General features: G+C 48.8%; 19 protein-coding genes. 3 read left to right on the top strand and 16 right to left on the bottom strand.

Annotated elements, in window-relative coordinates:
• Positions 1-364: 364 nt before the first annotated feature.
• The 3 genes from clpB to rluD form a co-directional block, all read right to left on the bottom strand.
• Entirely contained in the window at positions 365-2,938 is a 2,574-nt protein-coding gene (clpB, locus tag ATN88_RS04520; RefSeq protein WP_067412077.1) for an ATP-dependent chaperone ClpB, read from the bottom strand.
• 92 nt (positions 2,939-3,030) lie between these two features.
• Positions 3,031-3,765, bottom strand: a complete 735-nt coding sequence (gene pgeF / locus ATN88_RS04515) for a peptidoglycan editing factor PgeF (protein WP_067412074.1) — start codon at positions 3,763-3,765, stop codon at positions 3,031-3,033.
• Between the two features lie 2 nt (positions 3,766-3,767).
• Entirely contained in the window at positions 3,768-4,745 is a 978-nt protein-coding gene (rluD, locus tag ATN88_RS04510) for a 23S rRNA pseudouridine(1911/1915/1917) synthase RluD (protein WP_067412071.1), read from the bottom strand.
• A 192-nt stretch (positions 4,746-4,937) separates the two neighbouring features.
• On the opposite strand from rluD, the gene bamD reads away from it, so the two are divergent.
• From bamD to pheA, 3 genes are all read left to right on the top strand, one after another.
• Positions 4,938-5,669, top strand: coding sequence for an outer membrane protein assembly factor BamD (gene bamD / locus ATN88_RS04505; RefSeq protein ID WP_067412069.1), 732 nt, complete (start codon positions 4,938-4,940; stop codon positions 5,667-5,669).
• A 360-nt stretch (positions 5,670-6,029) separates the two neighbouring features.
• Positions 6,030-6,365, top strand: a complete 336-nt coding sequence (gene hpf, locus ATN88_RS04495; protein ID WP_067412065.1) for a ribosome hibernation-promoting factor, HPF/YfiA family — start codon at positions 6,030-6,032, stop codon at positions 6,363-6,365.
• Positions 6,366-6,639: 274 nt separating this feature from the next.
• Positions 6,640-7,812, top strand: coding sequence for a prephenate dehydratase (gene pheA / locus ATN88_RS04490; RefSeq protein ID WP_067412064.1), 1,173 nt, complete (start codon positions 6,640-6,642; stop codon positions 7,810-7,812).
• A gap of 61 nt (positions 7,813-7,873) precedes the next feature.
• Here the strand turns inward: pheA and ATN88_RS04485 are convergent, their stop codons facing one another.
• The 13 genes from ATN88_RS04485 to rpsP form a co-directional block, all read right to left on the bottom strand.
• Positions 7,874-8,959 carry an alkene reductase gene (locus ATN88_RS04485; protein ID WP_067412063.1) on the bottom strand — a complete coding sequence of 362 codons (1,086 nt, stop codon included), beginning with the start codon at positions 8,957-8,959 and terminating at the stop codon, positions 7,874-7,876.
• A 30-nt stretch (positions 8,960-8,989) separates the two neighbouring features.
• Positions 8,990-9,736 carry an EamA family transporter gene (locus ATN88_RS04480; protein WP_198158328.1) on the bottom strand — a complete coding sequence of 249 codons (747 nt, stop codon included), beginning with the start codon at positions 9,734-9,736 and terminating at the stop codon, positions 8,990-8,992.
• 2 nt (positions 9,737-9,738) lie between these two features.
• The gene (locus tag ATN88_RS26040; RefSeq protein ID WP_198158327.1) at positions 9,739-9,879 is read right to left on the bottom strand and encodes a hypothetical protein; all 141 of its coding nucleotides are present in this window, start codon (positions 9,877-9,879) and stop codon (positions 9,739-9,741) included.
• A gap of 373 nt (positions 9,880-10,252) precedes the next feature.
• Positions 10,253-10,963 carry a helix-turn-helix transcriptional regulator gene (locus ATN88_RS04475; protein ID WP_067412062.1) on the bottom strand — a complete coding sequence of 237 codons (711 nt, stop codon included), beginning with the start codon at positions 10,961-10,963 and terminating at the stop codon, positions 10,253-10,255.
• A gap of 279 nt (positions 10,964-11,242) precedes the next feature.
• The gene (tyrA, locus tag ATN88_RS04470; protein WP_067412061.1) at positions 11,243-12,403 is read right to left on the bottom strand and encodes a bifunctional chorismate mutase/prephenate dehydrogenase; all 1,161 of its coding nucleotides are present in this window, start codon (positions 12,401-12,403) and stop codon (positions 11,243-11,245) included.
• 5 nt (positions 12,404-12,408) lie between these two features.
• Positions 12,409-13,485 carry a 3-deoxy-7-phosphoheptulonate synthase gene (locus tag ATN88_RS04465; RefSeq protein WP_067412059.1) on the bottom strand — a complete coding sequence of 359 codons (1,077 nt, stop codon included), beginning with the start codon at positions 13,483-13,485 and terminating at the stop codon, positions 12,409-12,411.
• Between the two features lie 249 nt (positions 13,486-13,734).
• The gene (locus ATN88_RS04460) at positions 13,735-14,118 is read right to left on the bottom strand and encodes a DUF2799 domain-containing protein (protein WP_067412057.1); all 384 of its coding nucleotides are present in this window, start codon (positions 14,116-14,118) and stop codon (positions 13,735-13,737) included.
• An 84-nt stretch (positions 14,119-14,202) separates the two neighbouring features.
• On the bottom strand, positions 14,203-14,787 hold the full coding sequence (locus ATN88_RS04455) for an HdeD family acid-resistance protein (protein ID WP_067412055.1): 585 nt from the start codon (positions 14,785-14,787) through the stop codon (positions 14,203-14,205).
• 224 nt (positions 14,788-15,011) lie between these two features.
• A complete protein-coding gene (gene yjjG / locus ATN88_RS04450) occupies positions 15,012-15,686 on the bottom strand; it encodes a pyrimidine 5'-nucleotidase (RefSeq protein ID WP_067412053.1) in 675 nt (224 codons plus the stop codon).
• A gap of 118 nt (positions 15,687-15,804) precedes the next feature.
• The gene (gene rplS / locus ATN88_RS04445) at positions 15,805-16,158 is read right to left on the bottom strand and encodes a 50S ribosomal protein L19 (protein ID WP_067412051.1); all 354 of its coding nucleotides are present in this window, start codon (positions 16,156-16,158) and stop codon (positions 15,805-15,807) included.
• 26 nt (positions 16,159-16,184) lie between these two features.
• Entirely contained in the window at positions 16,185-16,940 is a 756-nt protein-coding gene (gene trmD, locus ATN88_RS04440; RefSeq protein WP_067412048.1) for a tRNA (guanosine(37)-N1)-methyltransferase TrmD, read from the bottom strand.
• 37 nt (positions 16,941-16,977) lie between these two features.
• A complete protein-coding gene (gene rimM / locus ATN88_RS04435; RefSeq protein WP_067412045.1) occupies positions 16,978-17,505 on the bottom strand; it encodes a ribosome maturation factor RimM in 528 nt (175 codons plus the stop codon).
• Between the two features lie 31 nt (positions 17,506-17,536).
• Positions 17,537-17,785 carry a 30S ribosomal protein S16 gene (gene rpsP, locus ATN88_RS04430; protein WP_067412040.1) on the bottom strand — a complete coding sequence of 83 codons (249 nt, stop codon included), beginning with the start codon at positions 17,783-17,785 and terminating at the stop codon, positions 17,537-17,539.
• Positions 17,786-17,942 lie beyond the last annotated feature (157 nt).

Raw genomic sequence — 17,942 nt, 5'->3', positions numbered from 1 at the left:
TGTTGCGCTCGCAACCTTCAAAACATCTTGTTGACTTGCCTCAATCGGACAATTTCCGTTGAAGCGGGCGGCAATTCTTACTGATTCGTTTCAACGCGTCAAGCGTTTATTTTCATTCAGCTTTCAAGCCTTCACCATCCGACCTTAGGACGTTTCCTTATTGGAAGCCGCTCTCCGTGTCGGTGAGGCGGCATTATAGGGAGCAATTGGATTGTGACAACCCTTTTTTGAAGAAAAGTATGAAAAAAAGGTTCTTTCGATTACTTTTTAAACCAAGCGACCAAAACATCGGCTTTAGATCACATTTTTCAGGCTATCAAAGACAAAAAAGGAGGCCCTTCGGCCTCCTTTTTGGCGATATCAATTACTGCGTCGCTTTGACTTGGTCATCTTCCACCACCAGCTTGACCGGTTTGCCCGGTTTCACCTCTCCTTTAAGGATCGATTGTGCCAGTGGGTTTTCCACGCTTTGCTGAATAGCGCGTTTGAGCGGTCTTGCCCCATAGACTGGGTCAAAGCCTGCTTGCGCAATTAACGAAAGGGCTTCGTCAGTCACTTCCAACGTCAAGTCTCTTTCTGCCATGCGTGACGCAAGATGCGCCAGCTGGATGCTTGCAATTGACTTGATATGTTCTTGGCCCAGAGGATGGAACACAACAGCTTCATCAATACGGTTGATGAATTCTGGACGGAAGTGTTTGCTCACAACATCCATCACCATCACTTTAATGCCGTCATAATCCAAATCACCGAAGTGCTCTTGAATTCGATCTGACCCTAAGTTCGATGTCATGATCACAACCGCATTACGGAAATCTACCGTACGACCTTGACCATCTGTCAGACGACCATCGTCCAACACTTGCAAAAGCAGGTTAAACACATCTGGGTGTGCCTTCTCCACTTCATCAAGCAAGATGACAGAGTAAGGACGACGGCGAACCGCTTCTGTTAGGTAGCCACCCTCTTCATAACCCACATAACCTGGAGGCGCACCAACCAGTCTTGCCACTGAGTGTTTCTCCATAAACTCTGACATATCGATACGCACCATCGCATCGCTGCTATCAAAGAGAAACTCTGCCAGTGATTTACACAGCTCGGTTTTACCTACACCGGTTGGACCTAGGAACAGGAACGAACCGATTGGACGGTTTGGATCTGCTAGACCTGCACGGCTGCGGCGAATCGCATTCGCTACAGACGTTACCGCTTCTGCCTGACCAATAACACGGCTGTGCAGTTCGTCTTCCATCTGAAGCAGTTTTTCTTTTTCACCTTCCAGCATCTTGGCAACCGGAATGCCGGTTTGACGCGAAAGCACTTCAGCAATCTCTGCGTCTGTCACGCGGTTACGTAGCAGCGTCATTTCCTGCATTTCTGCTTGGCTTGCCAGATCCAGTTGTTTTTCCAGTTCTGGAATACGCCCGTATTGCAGCTCAGACATACGGTTCAAGTCACCCGCACGGCGCGCAATCTCAAGATCGGTTCTCGCCTGTTCCAGTGCACTCTTAATGTGTTGTGTGCCAGACAGTGCCGCTTTTTCTGCGTTCCACACTTCGTCCAGCTCAGCAAAGTCACGTTCTTTATCGTCAATCTCTGCTTGAAGTGTTTCGAGACGCTTTTTACTCGCATCGTCGTTTTCTTTAGAGAGTGCCTGTTGCTCAATCTTCAGTTGGATAAGACGACGCTCTAAGCGATCCAGTTGCTCAGGTTTAGAGTCAATCTGCATACGGATGCTTGACGCTGCTTCATCAATCAAGTCGATGGCTTTATCCGGCAACTGACGGTCTGAGATGTAACGATGCGACAAGCTGGCCGCAGCAACGATTGCTGGATCAGTAATTTCCACCGCGTGGTGCAACTCGTAACGCTCTTTAAGACCACGCAGTATGGCAACGGTATCTTCTACTGTTGGCTCATTCACCAGCACTTTTTGGAAACGACGCTCAAGCGCAGCATCTTTTTCCACGTACTGACGGTATTCATCCAATGTGGTTGCACCCACACAGTGAAGCTCACCACGTGCCAACGCAGGTTTTAGCATGTTACCGGCATCCATCGCGCCTTCTGCTTTACCTGCACCCACCATGGTGTGGATCTCATCGATAAAGAGAATGACGTTGCCTTCTTCTTTTGCCAGCTCATTGAGCACTGACTTCAGACGCTCTTCAAACTCACCGCGGTATTTGGCACCGGCAACCAATGCGCCCATGTCCAGAGACAGCACGCGCTTGTTACGCAGTCCTTCTGGCACTTCGCCATTCACGATACGTTGCGCCAGACCTTCGACAATCGCGGTTTTACCTACACCCGGTTCACCGATAATGACAGGGTTGTTTTTGGTGCGGCGTTGAAGCACTTGAACGGTACGACGAATTTCCTCGTCACGGCCGATAACAGGATCAAGCTTGCCTTGCTCGGCTTTCTCCGTCAGGTCGATGGTGAATTTTTCCAGTGCCTGACGCGCTTCTTCTGCATTTGGATCATTGATGGCCTGACCGCCACGAACCTTGTCGATGGCATCTTCTACTTTCTTCGTGGTCAGACCCAAACTTCTCAGCAATTCACCCAAAGGGCCTTTGTCTTCGACGGCCGCCAGAATAAATAGCTCAGAAGAGATGTATTTGTCTTTACGCTTCTGCGATAGCTTGTCACACATGTTGAACAGCATGCCCATGCCATGGGAAAGCTGAACATCGCCACCCGTGCCGCTCACTTTTGGCAGCTTATCTAGCATCTCGCTCAGGCTTGAGCGCAGCTGGGTCACGTCGACATTAAGAAGCGTCATCAAAGGACGAATGGTGCTGCTGTCCTGATTGAGGAGCGACACCATCAAGTGCACAGGCTCGATATATTGATGATCGCGCCCAAGAGCCAATGACTGTGCGTCGGAAATGGCTAATTGAAATTTGCTGGTAAATCGGTCAAGGCGCATAGGCCCCCCTCTAATAACTTCGGTAGTTGCTTACCGAAAAAAATGGGAGCTGCCCTAACCAATTTCAAGTTGAATGGTGAAAAATTTGTCGCTTATCGGGAAGAAATCCAAATGCAGCTAGCCTGTCGGCCTGTACAATTTTCTCTACGATAGGAAAAGAAACGCTGAGGATCCGATACCGTACAGTGTTCCCCACCGTAAACTTTTGTTACCCCAGCTATTGCCAGTCGTTGTTTTGCCAGCAAGTAAATATCTGCCAACCAACGATCATTGTGGGGTTGGAATGCAAGATGTGCCTCTGGGTTGGCCGCGATAAATTGCTCGCGCACCTCGCCACCGACTTCAAAGGCGGTCGCACCAATAGCCGGCCCCATCCACGCCATCACTGTCGATTTGTCATCGAATTTCGCGAGCGTTTCTTCCAATACGCCATTGACCAAGCCTCGCCAACCCGCGTGGGCTGCACCGACTTGTGTGCCTTCTTCATTACAGAAAAGCACGGGCAAGCAATCGGCGGTCATCACAACGCACACTTGATCTTCAACAGACGTAAACGACGCATCTGCATCAGGAACCTCTGATGCAGATGACAGAGGCAAGGTCATTACCTCTGTGCCATGGACTTGGTTCAACCAAGCTGGTGCTGTTGGCATTTCCATCACTTCAGCAAGCACTGCGCGGTTCTGGGCGACGTGGTCAGAATGATCCCCTACGTGGTTTCCCAAATTGAGGCTGTCAAAAGGTGATGCGCTCACCCCGCCCTCTCGCGTTGTACTCACGGCTTTGATGTTTGCCGGTGCTGGCCAGTTTGGTTGAATCCAATTCATGCTTAGTAATCCAAATCGCCGAATTCCACGGTGTCTGCACGAAGTACTTCGGTCAGGTGCACCATGTCGTCTGGTACTGGCGCGTGCCATTCCATTACTTCTTTCGTCGTTGGGTGCTCGATACGCAGCATCACCGCGTGCAGTGCCTGACGGTCGAATTTACGCAGGGTTTGGATCAACTCGTCACCCGCGTTACGTGGTGGACGTGGACGACCGCCGTACAACTGATCACCGATCAATGGGTGGTTCAGGTACGCCATGTGAACACGGATTTGGTGAGTACGACCGGTTTCCAGACGCAGACGCAGACGGGTGTGTGCACGGAAGTGCTCAACCACGCGGTAGTGCGTGATCGCTGGTTTACCCAGCTCTTGTACCGCCATGTGTGTACGCTTGGTTGAGTGACGACCAATCGCCTTCTCAACGGTACCGCCACCTGTCATGGTGCCAATCGCAATCGCTTCATATTCACGGGTGAACTTCTTACGCTTTTGCAGAGCACGAACCAAACGGGTTTGGGTAGGGATGTTCTTCGCCACCACCATCAAACCAGTGGTGTCTTTATCCAGACGGTGCACGATACCCGCACGCGGTACTTCCGCGATTTCTGGGTAACGGTAAAGCAGACCGTTGAGCACGGTGCCATCTGGACAACCTGCACCCGGGTGAACCACCAAATCACGTGGTTTGTTGATAACCAGGATGTCGTCATCTTCATAAACGATGTTCAGTGGAATGTCCTGAGCTTCCCAACGCTTCTCGTCTTCAATCTCTGCCTGAACAACAATTTCTTCGCCACCCATCATTTTAACGCGTGGCTTATTGACGATCTCACCATCGACACTTACTTTGTCTGCCAGAATCCATTCTTTGATGCGTGATCGGGAATAATCAGGGAACAACTCAGCCAATGCCTGATCCAGACGTTGCCCAAGTTGGCTCTCATTAACTGTACTGCTTAACTCTAACTGCTGTGCCATAACGAACTTTTTGATTCTCTGTGAGACTAATACCTTAGCAGGGACTCAGCCCTTGGGCTTGGTCACGTTTACTTATTGGTATTATATCTGGTCGATGGGTAGAATAACCCTTATCGCGCCATTGTAGCTTTTTGCGGCTGTCTCCGTAATGGCAAAGGCTGAAAATATTCTTTCAAGGAAGCTCTCGTAGTAATGAAACGCCTTACACTCTCTTCTCTGCTCGCCATTTCTTTGCTGGCAGGATGCTCAAGCACCGAAGAAATCGTTCCTGATGTTCCGCCGTCTGAACTGTACCAAAATGCTCAGACTGCCCTGAATGAAGGCAACTGGAACACAGCCATTGAGCAATTAGAAGCACTCGACTCACGCTACCCGTTTGGTGCGTATTCAGAGCAAGTGCAGCTTGATTTGATTTACGCGTACTACAAAAACGACGATCTGGCGTTGGGCGAAGCGACGATTGACCGCTTTATGCGTATGAACCCGGGTCACCCACAAATTGACTGGGTACTGTACATGCGTGGTCTAACAAACATGGCGCAAGACCGTACCTTCCTGCACGACTTGCTGAATGTTGATCGCAGCGATCGCGATCCAGAACCTTCTCGCAAAGCGTTCGTTGATTTCCGTCGCCTGCTAGAACGTTACCCTAATAGCGAATACGCCGCCGATGCGCAAAAACGTCTGGAAGCATTGAAAAACCGTTTGGCCGATTACGAGCTGGCAACCGCTGACTTTTATGTGCGTCGTGAAGCTTGGGTGGCAGTGATCAATCGCTGTCAGCAAATCCAACGCGACTTCCCAGACACAGAAGCGGCGAAAAAATCGCTGCCATTGATGCTTAAAGCTTACGAAGAGTTGAAACTGGACGTGCCTGCGGAAAATACCCGTGAGCTAATGCGACTCAACGGCGTGTCGATTTAACGACGACCGAAAAGAGAAAAAGCAGCCCGAGGGCTGCTTTTTTTGAATCTGTTCATTGGTAATGATGATTTTCTGCACATCTTCTTGTTGATGAAAAATGCACCACAACCTTCTTTGGCACGAGTAAAGTCCCTAACGTACAGTGTTTGTTAGCGACCTTAACCTCTTCATCTTGCAACACTTCTGCAACGCTCTTCAAGCACTTTCTGGAAATTTCATTTCAGAGATTTTGAGGGGATCACAATTACCCGCTCCAGCCAAAAAACACAAACCAAATGTGATTTTGATCACATTTTTTCCTCTCCAGAAACGTAATCTGAAAGTGAGCCCAGCAAAGGGCAAGCAAAAGAGGAAACATCTATGAGAGTTGAAATTACTGGTAAAAACATCGACGTCACAGCTGCCATCCACGATCGTATTACGTCTCGCTTTGAAAAGTTAGAGAAATGGCAGGTCGCTCTCATTAACCCTCATGCCGTTATCAGTGAAGAGCCTGGTAACAAGTTTAAAATCGAAGCGGGTGTTTCCGTTCCAGGGGCAAAACTGATTGCATCAGCAGAGCATGAAGACATGTACGCTGCTGTTAACGAAGTCGGCCACAAATTGGAGAAACAACTGAACAAGCAAGTGCATAAAGGCGAAGCACGCCGCGCAAGCCACGTTGACGCACCAGCAGAAGAACCAGACGTGGTGTAAATCCACTTACCTAAGAAATCAATGTCTCAGCCCTGCATAATGCAGGGCTGATTCGTCTTGACATGAAAGCGTCAGCCCAATAAGGTTGAGTAATATTACGCCAATCAACAGACTATCGATGACACCGACTAACTCGTTTTTCTTTCGCTTTTTCTTCTGCTTCTAATGAGGCGGGGCTAAGGGCGAGCATCGATAACGAAAGATTCCCAGAAGCCTCCCTCAGACAGGGAGGCTTTTTTGTATCAGTCAGGGTCAGATTAAACAGGAAGAGGGAATGACCAAACCAACTTTGTCACTTGATGAAATTCGCGTAGGCGTCAGCAACATCGACCAACAGATCTTATCTTTGTTGGCCGACCGCCGTAAGCTGAGCCTTGAAGTTGCGAAAAGCAAAATCCAAACGCAAAAGCCCGTTCGCGATGTAGAGCGTGAGCAGGCATTGCTTGAAAAGCTGGTTGCTGATGGTCGAACCCACGAGCTGGACCCGCAATACGTCACCAAGATTTTCCACACCATCGTCGAAGACTCTGTGCTGTACCAGCAAGCGTTCTTGCAACGACTGGCAAATCCAGATAACGACCAGCCACTTGCTCGTGTCTCTTTCCTCGGCGGCAAGGGCTCGTACTCCAACTTGGCAGCGCGTAACTTCTTCGCACGCAAGCACACTAAGCCCGCTGAGATTCAGTGCCAGAGCTTCAAAGAAGTGCTGGAGATGGTGGAAACCGGCAACGCTGACTACGGCGTCTTGCCTATCGAGAACACCAGTTCAGGCTCCATCAATGACGTCTACGATCAACTGCAGCACACACGCCTGTCTATCGTGGGCGAAATTACCCTGCCGATTGAGCACTGCCTACTGACTGCGGTCGATACCGAGATTGATAAAATCGAAGTGCTTTACTCTCACCCGCAGCCGCATCAGCAATGCAGTGAGTTTGTGCGCTCCCTAGGCACAGACATCAAACAAGAGTATTGCTCAAGCACCGCGGAAGCGATGAAAGTGGTCGCAGAGATGGCAAGCCCTACCGTTGCCGCCATCGGTAATGCATCGAGCGGCGAACTATATGGCCTGAAGTCACTGAAGTTTGGCATTGCCAACCAGCAAGAAAACCACACTCGCTTTATTGTCGTCGCAAGAAAGCCTGTGGATGTGAACGGCCTTATCCCAGCGAAAACCACCTTTATTATGTCCACCGGACAAACGGCGGGTTCTTTGGTGGAGTGTTTATTGGTACTGCGTAACCACGGCATTAACATGACCAAACTGGAATCGCGTCCAGTGCTGGGTAATCCATGGGAAGAGATGTTCTATGTGGACGTGGAAGGCAACATGCGCTCTGACACCATGAAACTGGTGATGGAAGAGCTCATCAAACTGACGCGCTACATTAAGGTGCTGGGCACCTACCCTATCGAGAATGTCACCCCGACAGAAATCGACGTTTAATCGAAATCATCAATAAAAAGCCTGTGACGATTCATCACAGGCTTTTTTGTTTCACCGAGACTTACGCAGCCACTTCGGATTTATCCAGCGTTGGGTAGTCGGTATACCCTTTGTGGTCACCACCATAAAACGTGGTGGTATCTAGCTCATTAAGCGGCCCGTTAACGCGAATACGCTCAACCAAATCTGGGTTAGCAATAAACTGCGCACCAAATGCCACACCTTCACACAACTGCTGTTCCAGAACGTCACGGGCAATCGCACCAGTGACTGGGCCATCTTCAGCTCGGAGATGCGGATTCAAGATCAACGGACTCGTCAGTTTCGTTGCAATAGTTTCCGTCACATCACGCACGTTTGCTTCCATGATGTGGACATAGGCCAGTGTCGGTAAGTCGTCGACGAGAGCGGTATATAGCTCTATTGTGTCATCCTCTTTGATATCGTTGTAAGGATTCGCTGGAGAGATCCTCACCGCCGTTTTGTCGGCACCAATCTCTGCAATGAAAGCGGCAATCACCTCTCTTGTGAAACGCAATCTGTTCTCCACATTCCCACCGTATTCATCAGTACGCTGGTTGGCATTTGACGACATAAATTGGTGCAACAAGAAGCCATTGCCCGCGTGGATTTCCACCCCGTCAAAACCCGCTTCAATGGCATTTTTTGACGCAATCACAAACCCTTCAATCGCCAAATCAATGTCTGCTTTTGTCATGGCTTTTGGCATTGGAAAGTCCACCATGCCTGCCGGCGTATAGGTTTTCCCCTGCGCTTTCAGGGCAGAGGGTGCGACAGACTGATGCGCAGAAGGATAAAGCGCTGGATGACCAACCCTTCCGCAGTGCATCAATTGAGCAACGATTTTGCCGCCCGCTTTTTTCACGGCATCCGTCACCACGCGCCATCCTTCGACTTGCTCTTTAGAATGCAAACCTGGCGAGTTCATAAAGCCTTGCCCCAACACATCCGGCTGAATGCCTTCGGTGACAATCAATCCCGCCGATGCTCTCTGCGCATAGTACGTCGCCATCAAGGGGGTAGGCACACCGTATTCCGTTGCACGGTTACGGCTCATCGGTGCCATAACAAAGCGGTTTTTCGCGTGAATCGAGCCATAAGCCGTTGGCGTAAAGAGTGTAGTCATTATTCAAATCCTTTCGTTACTGAGTGTGCATCATGCGGTTTGTGGTGATTGTGTCTTTTTTTGCGTGCTTTGGGCTGCCCGTTGCGCCATAAACATTGAAGTAATAATTAAGGCAGCTCCGATGCCTTGCTCTAGGTTGAGTTGCTCATCCAGTACCAGATATCCCAAGGCAGCAGCGGATAGCGGACTCAAGAGCGTAATGATTGACACCAGGAAGGCTGGCAGACGTTGAATGCTTCTGAACCAAATGATGTATGTCAGTAATGCCCCCACCAAACAGAGGAAACCAAGCCCCAAATAGTTTTCCATCGTCATGGACTGAGGAAACGGTTCCCACCACATCGCCAGCGGCATCAATACTATGCCACCCACGGTGAGCTGCCAGCCTGTCAGATCTAGCAAGGAAACGCCTTCTGGCTTGCCCCAGTGCTTCGCCAGCACCACACCCAGAGCCATACAAATCGCACCAAGGATGCTTGCAGACACACCGGTGACATTCAAAGAGGCATCAGATTGAATCACCAATCCCGCGACACCAAGTGCACCGACGACGCATGCCAAGATATGTTGAGCTGTGAAAGCTTGGCGCAAGAGTACGGCACCAAATAGCAACACCCATAACGGTTGCGAAGAAATCAGCAGCGCAGCAATGCCACCGGGCATAGAGTAAGCCGCGAGAAACAACAGGTAGAAAAACGCACCGATATTCAGCGTGCCTAACACCAATGCACGCCACCACCATTGCCCTTGTGGAAGGCGGCGGCAAAAGACGAGCAATATCAGCCTGCGGGTAACGCGCGGAACACAGCACTCCAAAGCGGCGCGCCCTCCGGCAACCATTCTGTGGTCACGACGTAAGTGCTGCCCCAAATGATGGGCACCACCATTGCCATCAGCATATTAGGCAGCATTGCATTCATAATTGCCTCCTTGCACCGTCGTTCCAACGTATCGGCGCTCAAACCACCGTGTTTTCTCGTTACTGCTAGGCGCAGCATTCGTTACTGTCATTTCCATATGAGTTCTCACTGACGCGTTGAATCCTAGATAGCGCGAGTGAAGAGATATTTTCCTCTTCGCTACTAACAGGAATAACTATAAGGAAGAGAAAGAGAGACGGTAAGCTGGAAGATATGTCAGGTTTACGGATTATTTAGCCTGAGTTGCGCAAGAGGGATTAATACACACACAGAAATTAATGAAATAAAAAATATCACGCAAAGAGAAACGTTAGATTATTTTTATCTTTGAATGAACTGAAATGAATCACGTTTTATAACAGAATATTTATCGCTAAATTGCGGGCCTTATCAGTCCTAGAATAATGGCTTTCGATACGGCTTGGTACCGATTTGCACAGCCGAGTTTGCTCATGGCGTTAGTAAGATGAAAAACCACGGTTCTTTCTGAGCAACCGATAATTACCGATGTCTCCCAAGAGCTTTTTCCTTCAGAGACCCACAACAGACACTCTGTTTCTCGCTTGGTGAGGCTGATATCCGCTCTCTTCTTGAGTTGCGCCATCTTGTCGAATAATGCAGGTGCGACGATCTGCGCTTTCAAAATCGCACTATCAATGTGTGCCGTATCGTCACAAGAACTGCCAAAGTTAATCATGCAAAATTCACTTTTGGCCCCGTGAAGTGGAATACAAAATCCCGCTTTTAAGCCCGACTCATGAGCCTGAAGCATGAAGTCTTTTTGGGAGTGCTTTAACGGTCGCTCTCTTAGCTGGTGCCATGAAATAGGCGATGATCTCGATAAGCAATACTCGACACTCGGATCATGTTTGACGAGTTTTTCGCTTTTATATGTATTGCGCCACGCTGACGGGTAGTTATCGATAATGGTCGTTTCTGAGGAGAGCATAGATTCGGCTTTGGTATGCCCCAGCAAGTAATACTCAAGCCCAATGACTGACGTCATTTCTCCAAGAATGTTGCCGAGTTCATCTTTCGATTCAGCCATGCGTATTTTTTCGATAATCTCGAGAACGTCTTTCATGAATCCAACTACTAAAAACACTTTGGACAATAGTAAAATATTCTCAAACTAAAAACTTAATACGTTTTCCTGTGAGGTATCTAACAGCAGGTTTTCATTATTTTTCACATTATTTATCGAGGCAGGTAATATCGTGATATATCACCTTAATCCATACTAATGGGAAGGATATTCATTTGTTCATCGGCTTATGTTTTAAATCGTTTATGTCCTTATATTTTTCATGGGCTATTTTTATCCACTTCAATCGGCGATTTCAAAAAATATAAAAAAGCCAAGTTAAGAAAACTTGGCTTTTTTACACAATGGCTCATTAGCACGATGTGCGGTGTCGTTCGCTTGTCTCAGCAGGTTTTGGCTTTCTTTCATAAAGCGTGGTGCAAAATCACCGAACCAGTTTTCTACTTGGTTGAACGCAGACACAAAGCCTTGCTTATCTTTCTCATCCAACAGCTTGATGGCTTCGCCAAAGCGTGAATGGAAGCGTTTGATCATGTCTATGTTCTGCGGTGACGACATAATGATGTCACCATAAAGCTGCGCATCTTGCGCAAACAGACGTCCTACCATCGCCAGCTCCAATCGGTAAATCGGTGAGCTTAGAGCCGTTAACTGGTCGAGGTTAGGGTTCTCTTCCGCAAGGTGAACACCATAAACGAAAGACGTAAAGTGACGCAGTGCCTGAATAAGGGTCATGCCTTGGTCATGCTCAATCGCACTGATGCGGTGCAAGCTTGCGCCCCAAATACGGAACTGCTCCAGCAGCCATTGGTACGCTTCTGGGTTGCGACCATCACAGTACACAATCACCTGCTTGGCCAAACTGCTGATATCAGGACCAAACATAGGGTGAAGACCCACAACAGGCCCTTTGTGGGATTCCAGCATAGCCTGCAGCGGCTCGCTCTTAATCGATGTCAGATCAGCCAGCAAGCAATCATCAGGCAAATTGCCCAGTGCGCGGATCACGCCATCTGTTTTATGGATAGGAACGGTGACCACTACCATCCCCGCATCAGATAGCATCTCTTGAGCGTTATCCCAGTCCTGACTGCCCAAGACTTTCACTGTGTAACCGGAGAGGCGGAACAGTTTGCCAAACAGTTTACCGAGTTGCCCGTTACCACCGACAATCACGATAGGACGAAGTTCTGGGTTCAAACACTTAAAGCCGGAGTCATTCTCGCTGGCATAAGACTCACGCATGGTACGACGGAGAATGTCTTCAATCAGATCAGGTGGAACGCCTTTTGATACCGCCTCTTCACGACGGGAAGCCAGCATTGCCGCTTCACGATCAGGGGCATAAATTGGCAGGCCATGCTCGCTTTTTACTTCACCGACTTCCGCAACCAATGCTAGGCGACGGGCCAGCAGCTCCACCATTTGTTTATCAACTTCATCAATCTGATCCCTCAGGCGGGACAACTCTGCAACCATTTGGCTTATTTCCCTTGTAAACGCTGTTCTAAGAAGGGTGTCAGTTCGTCGTGTGCACGGTTAAGCAAGTTTTCCGTATCTTGCCAGTTAATGCACGCATCGGTAATCGACACGCCGTAAGCCATCTCTTCACGAGGCAGATCCGCAGACTGGTTACCTTCGTTGATGTTACTTTCAATCATTAAACCGATGATGGACTGATTGCCCTCACGGATTTGATGGAACACATCCTCCGCAACCAACGGCTGACGACGGAAGTCTTTGCGAGAGTTAGCATGGCTGCAGTCTACCATCAGCGAGGCTTCAAGCCCTGCCTGCTGCATCTCATTTTCGCATTCCGTCACAGAGACTGAGTCGTAGTTTGTTTGCTTACCGCCACGAAGGATGACATGACCGTCAGGATTTCCCTGTGTGGTCAGCAGTGCCACCTGCCCTTCTTTGTTGATACCCATAAAGCGATGGCCCGATGCGGCCGCTTTCATTGCATTGATGGCAGTAGACAGACTGCCGTCAGTGCCATTTTTGAAGCCGATTGGCATGGAAAGACCGCTGGCCATTTCGCGGTGAGTTTGTGATTCTGTGGTACGCGCACCGATTGCCGCCCAGCTAAAGAGATCACCAATGTACTGAGGACTGATCGGATCGAGGGCTTCAGTGGCCAACGGCAACCCCATGTCCGCAAGCGTAATAAGCAGTTCACGGGCTTTGTGTAACCCCGCTTCCACCTCGAAAGAACCATCCAGATTCGGATCGTTGATAAGGCCTTTCCAACCGACGGTTGTGCGTGGTTTTTCAAAGTAAACACGCATAACGATGTAGAGCTGATCACCCACTTTCTCAGACAATGCTTTCAGCTTTTTCGCGTATTCAATTGCCGCTTCGGTATCGTGAATCGAGCAAGGCCCACACACGATCAAAAGACGGTGGTCTTTTTTATGGATGATGTCTGCAATTTCCTGACGGCACTTGGAGATAAATGCCAGCGTCTCTTGCTTGACGGGCAACTTCTTTCTCAATTGATCAGGGGTGATGAGTACGGTTTCGTCCTGAATGTGTACGTTGGTCAGTAAATCTCTTTCCATGAAAACTTCCTGCGGCTTTTCTGTTGGTGCGTTGTATTCGTGTTAGCGCCATGCGCTTTGATTCACACCTTAACAGCCTGACAGATGATTGCAACCACTTCGTAAATAAAAAAATACAACGTAAAATTATATTTACACCGAGAGTTTTTCGCTTATTTTTAAAGGAGAATAGAGAGAAAAAGAAGAGAACGGTGGAAATAAAAATGAACAAAGGCCGAGAGTCGGCCTTTGTTTTAACGCACGTTTGGCTTAGAAGGTTTGATCCGCTGATTGGAAGTCTTCAAAACCACGTTGCCATTCAAGTTCGAAACGGACACCGTCTTCCATGTTTGCACACACACCAAGGTACTGCATGCCCGCCAAGCCGATTTCGTAGGCATTGTTCACATCACAGTATCTATCGACACCGTCGTTGTAGCCCAACTCATAATCTGCCACGTTAACTGTGCCAACACCTGCTTTTGCAGCCAGTGCCTTCAGATCGGACATGGAACGTGAAGGAATACCTCTCACACCATCACGCTCACCAACGGCAATCCAGTTACCTTCTTGAACCAACTTGGTGGTATCTTCAATGCCTGCGCAGCCAACCATTAACGCCGCCAGAAACAACACTCCGGATTTTTTCAGCATCCTATTCCTCAATTCTTTGGGTAAGCAGTCCGTGTTCAATCCATTATATTGGTTCAACGCACGATTCTCTAAGGGGTATTCGCGTTAAATGTCCATTTGCTCGGGTTTAAAACTTTTCAGTTTTACAGCCAAGGCAACAAACAACACACCAAACACAAAGGCATACATGGCGATCACCCAAATCAGGGTCAATGCACCTGCTGCTGGGTTTGCCATAAGAAAACCGCCGAACAGAATGGAGATCAAGCCAAGCAGCACCAGCAGCCACTCACCTTTGATTTCTTTGCGCAGTCTGATCGCCGCAATGATTTCCAGCACGCCTTTGGCAATCGCCCACACTGCAATGTAGAACAACAGTGCAACCGCTGTCAGTCCCGGTACGGTAAAGGTCATGATACCGGCCGCGATACCCACCACGCCCCAAAGAACCAACACGACCCAGTTATCGTGGGATTTTCTGTCCATCAACGCAGTCCAAACCTGCAACGAGCCGTCAACAAAGGCAAAGATACCAAAGACCAGTATCAAGGTTTCAATCGACTCTTGGGGTGGCAGCGTCCAAAGCATGATCGCAAAGAAGATGGAGGCAACGCCACGTAGTGCCAGCACCCACCAGTTCTTTGAAAGCGAACTCACCATTTGTTTTGCTAGGGTTTCCGGTGTACTCATCGCTTGTCTCCTCGCTTTTTCTTTTTTCGGTTGTAGGAACAACTCTATCCATTATTTTCTGCGGACAATGAAATGCGTCAGCATGAAAAAATGATACGCCCATCACAAGAGTTGCGTAAGCGCGTAAAATGAGAAAGTCGGCAATTTAACCGGAAACTTATTTTGCAAGGCGTTGAGAGAAAAGAAAAAGCGAGCATCAAGGGCTCGCTTTAGAGACAGGTAGATTAGTTCAGCAGGAAGGTTTTGATGTCCGCCCACGAGGTTGCGGTATAGGTCGGCGTGACGCCTTCTGGCAGTGCCTTACCATCAACATTCAGCCAACAGGTATCCACACCTGCATTGTTACCGCCGAGAATATCTGACGCCGCATTGTCACCAACCATCAGTACGCGAGATTTGTCCGGGTTACCCGCCAGTGCGAAGGTGTGCTCGAAAATGGCCACGTCAGGCTTTGCCACACCCACTTCTTCAGAAATCACGACCAAGTCGAAGTAGTCAGTCATGCCTGTGCGTTCGAGGCGAATTTGTTGCAGTTGAACGAATCCATTGGTGATGATGCCCAGCTTGGCGTGCTTTGCCAGCTCAGGAACGATATCTCTCACTCCCTCTAGCGGTTGGCAGACATCGGCCATGGCATCGAGGAATCGACGATTCAGTTCAGCAGGAGAAATGTTCAGTCTGTCTGACCAAACATTGAAGCGATCTTCTTGAAGCTGCTTGGCGGAGATCTCTCCGTCTTGGTATTGCACCCAAAGCGGCTTATTGACCAGTTGGTACTCCGCGAAATCTTCAGGCGTAAAGTCGACGTCCAAAGCGGCGAACATGGCTTTCAAGCCAGCATATGCATCAAATGAAAACAGGGTTTCATCGGCATCAAACAAAATCCAATCGTACTGCACGCGTATTCCTCCATTGCGAAGTCCAGATTATGCCTTACTTTCAGACCGCCAGAAACGAGAAAAGCCCGCCAAATGGCGGGCTTTTGCTATCCCTTTCGGGCAATAAACGCCGGAGCGATTATTTCTTAGCCAGACGCTCTTTGATACGAGCTGCCTTACCAGAACGCTCACGCAGGTAGTACAGTTTGGCACGACGTACTGCACCGCGGCGCTTAACAGTAATGCTGTCAACAACTGGAGAGTGAGTTTGGAATACACGCTCAACGCCTTCGCCGTTAGAGATCTTACGAACGGTGAATGCAGAGTGCAGACCACGGTTACGCTTAGCGATAACTACGCCTTCGTAAGCCTGCAGACGAGAACGCTCGCCTTCTTTAACTTTAACTTGAACTACAACGGTGTCACCTACGTTGAACGCAGGAACGTCTTGTTTAAGTTGCTCATCTTCGAGCGCTTTGATGATGTTACTCATGTTCTATACCCTAGAATAAACTGATACTAAATATCTTTAGGTACTTGACTGTGTTCATTAATGAACTCAGCAAGCAATAATTCCTGTTCGTCAGTCAGAGCTAGGTTTTCCAGGAGCTCTGGTCTTCTGAGCCAGGTGCGGCCTAACGATTGTTTCAATCGCCAGCGACGAATGTCCTTGTGGTTACCAGATTTGAGTACCGAAGGTACATCTAATCCATCCAACACTTCAGGTCGCGTGTAGTGAGGGCAATCTAACAAGCCATTTGCAAAAGAATCTTCTTCCGCTGACGCAAAATCTCCCAGTACACCCGGAACAAACCGAGATACTGCGTCGACTAACGTCATGGCTGGCAGTTCACCACCACTGAGCACAAAATCCCCGATAGACCATTCTTCATCGACTTCGGTTTGTATAATGCGCTCATCTACCCCTTCATAGCGTCCACAGATAAGAATCAAGTTCTCATTCTGCGCCAGCTCCTCAACACCCGCTTGGTCAAGCTTTCGGCCCTGAGGTGAAAGGTAAATCACTTTCGTCTTACCGTTGGCGGCATTTTTGGCAGCGTGAATGGCATCGCGCAAAGGCTGTACCATCATCAACATACCCGGGCCTCCACCATATGGGCGGTCATCAACCGTCCGGTGTTTGTCGTGAGTAAAATCGCGGGGATTCCACGTTTCTACTTCGAGCAGGCCTTTCTTTACCGCCTGGCCAGTTACCCCAAATTCAGTAACAGCACGGAACATTTCAGGAAAAAGGCTGATAATACCAACCCACATTTTTCCGCTCCTATTGCTTTAAATGTTACTGGGGGAATTAAAATCCAGGATCCCAGTCAACTTCGATCCGTTGAGCAGAGCGATCAATCAACTTGATGACTTGCCCATCGAGGAACGGTACTAATCGTTCCTTCTGTCCAAAAGCATCTTTTGGGTTCGCTTGAATGACCAATACGTCGTTCGAGCCAGTTTCCAAAATGTCGGTGACTTTACCTAGGTTGTAACCTTTGGTCGTAACCACTTCCATTCCGAACAATTCACGCCAGTAGAATTCTTCATCTGACAGTGCTGGCAGAGCATCCGCGTTGATAGCGATTTCAGCATTCGTCATTGCCTGAGCGTCTTCACGCTGATCCAGACCTTTCAGTTTGCCTACATAACCCTGACCGTGGCGTTTCCAGTCTTCAAGACTGAATTCTTTCCACTCACCACGCACCTTGATAAACCAAGGTGAGTAGCTAAAAATGCTTTCGGCTTCTTCAGTGTAAGAAAAAACTTTGAGCCAGCCACGGATGCCATAAGAAGAACCTAGCTTGCCTACTACAACCTTTTCTTGCTCACTCATAACTTTTTCTTTTAACCCTGACACTAATCAATTACGCAGCTTTAGCCGCGTCTTTGATCAGTCGTGCTACGCGGTCAGAAACTGCTGCACCTTCGCCAACCCAATGGTTAACGCGGTCCAGGTCCAGACGCAGCTTCTCTTCTTGACCTTGTGCAACAGGGTTGAAGAAGCCAACTTTCTCGATGAAGCGACCGTCGCGAGTTTGACGGCTGTCAGCTACAACGATTTGATAGAATGGACGCTTTTTCGCGCCGTGACGTGCCAAACGAATGGTTACCATATCGTCCTCTTTGCATTACTAAATTAAATTGGCCCCGTGCTAATACGGGGCCTCGTGCCAAAATAAAGCTCCGGAATTTTACGCTTTCTGTGATCGAATGCAACTGCTTTAGCTAAAAAAGCATCAGCAGTGACAAACAATCAATCACTTAGCGATT

The organism is Enterovibrio coralii, assembly GCF_001559595.1.
In the GTDB taxonomy this organism is placed as follows: Bacteria; Pseudomonadota; Gammaproteobacteria; order Enterobacterales; family Vibrionaceae; genus Enterovibrio; species Enterovibrio coralii.
Note: the sequence above shows the minus strand (reverse complement) of the source record. Positions and strands in the feature narration are given on the sequence as shown.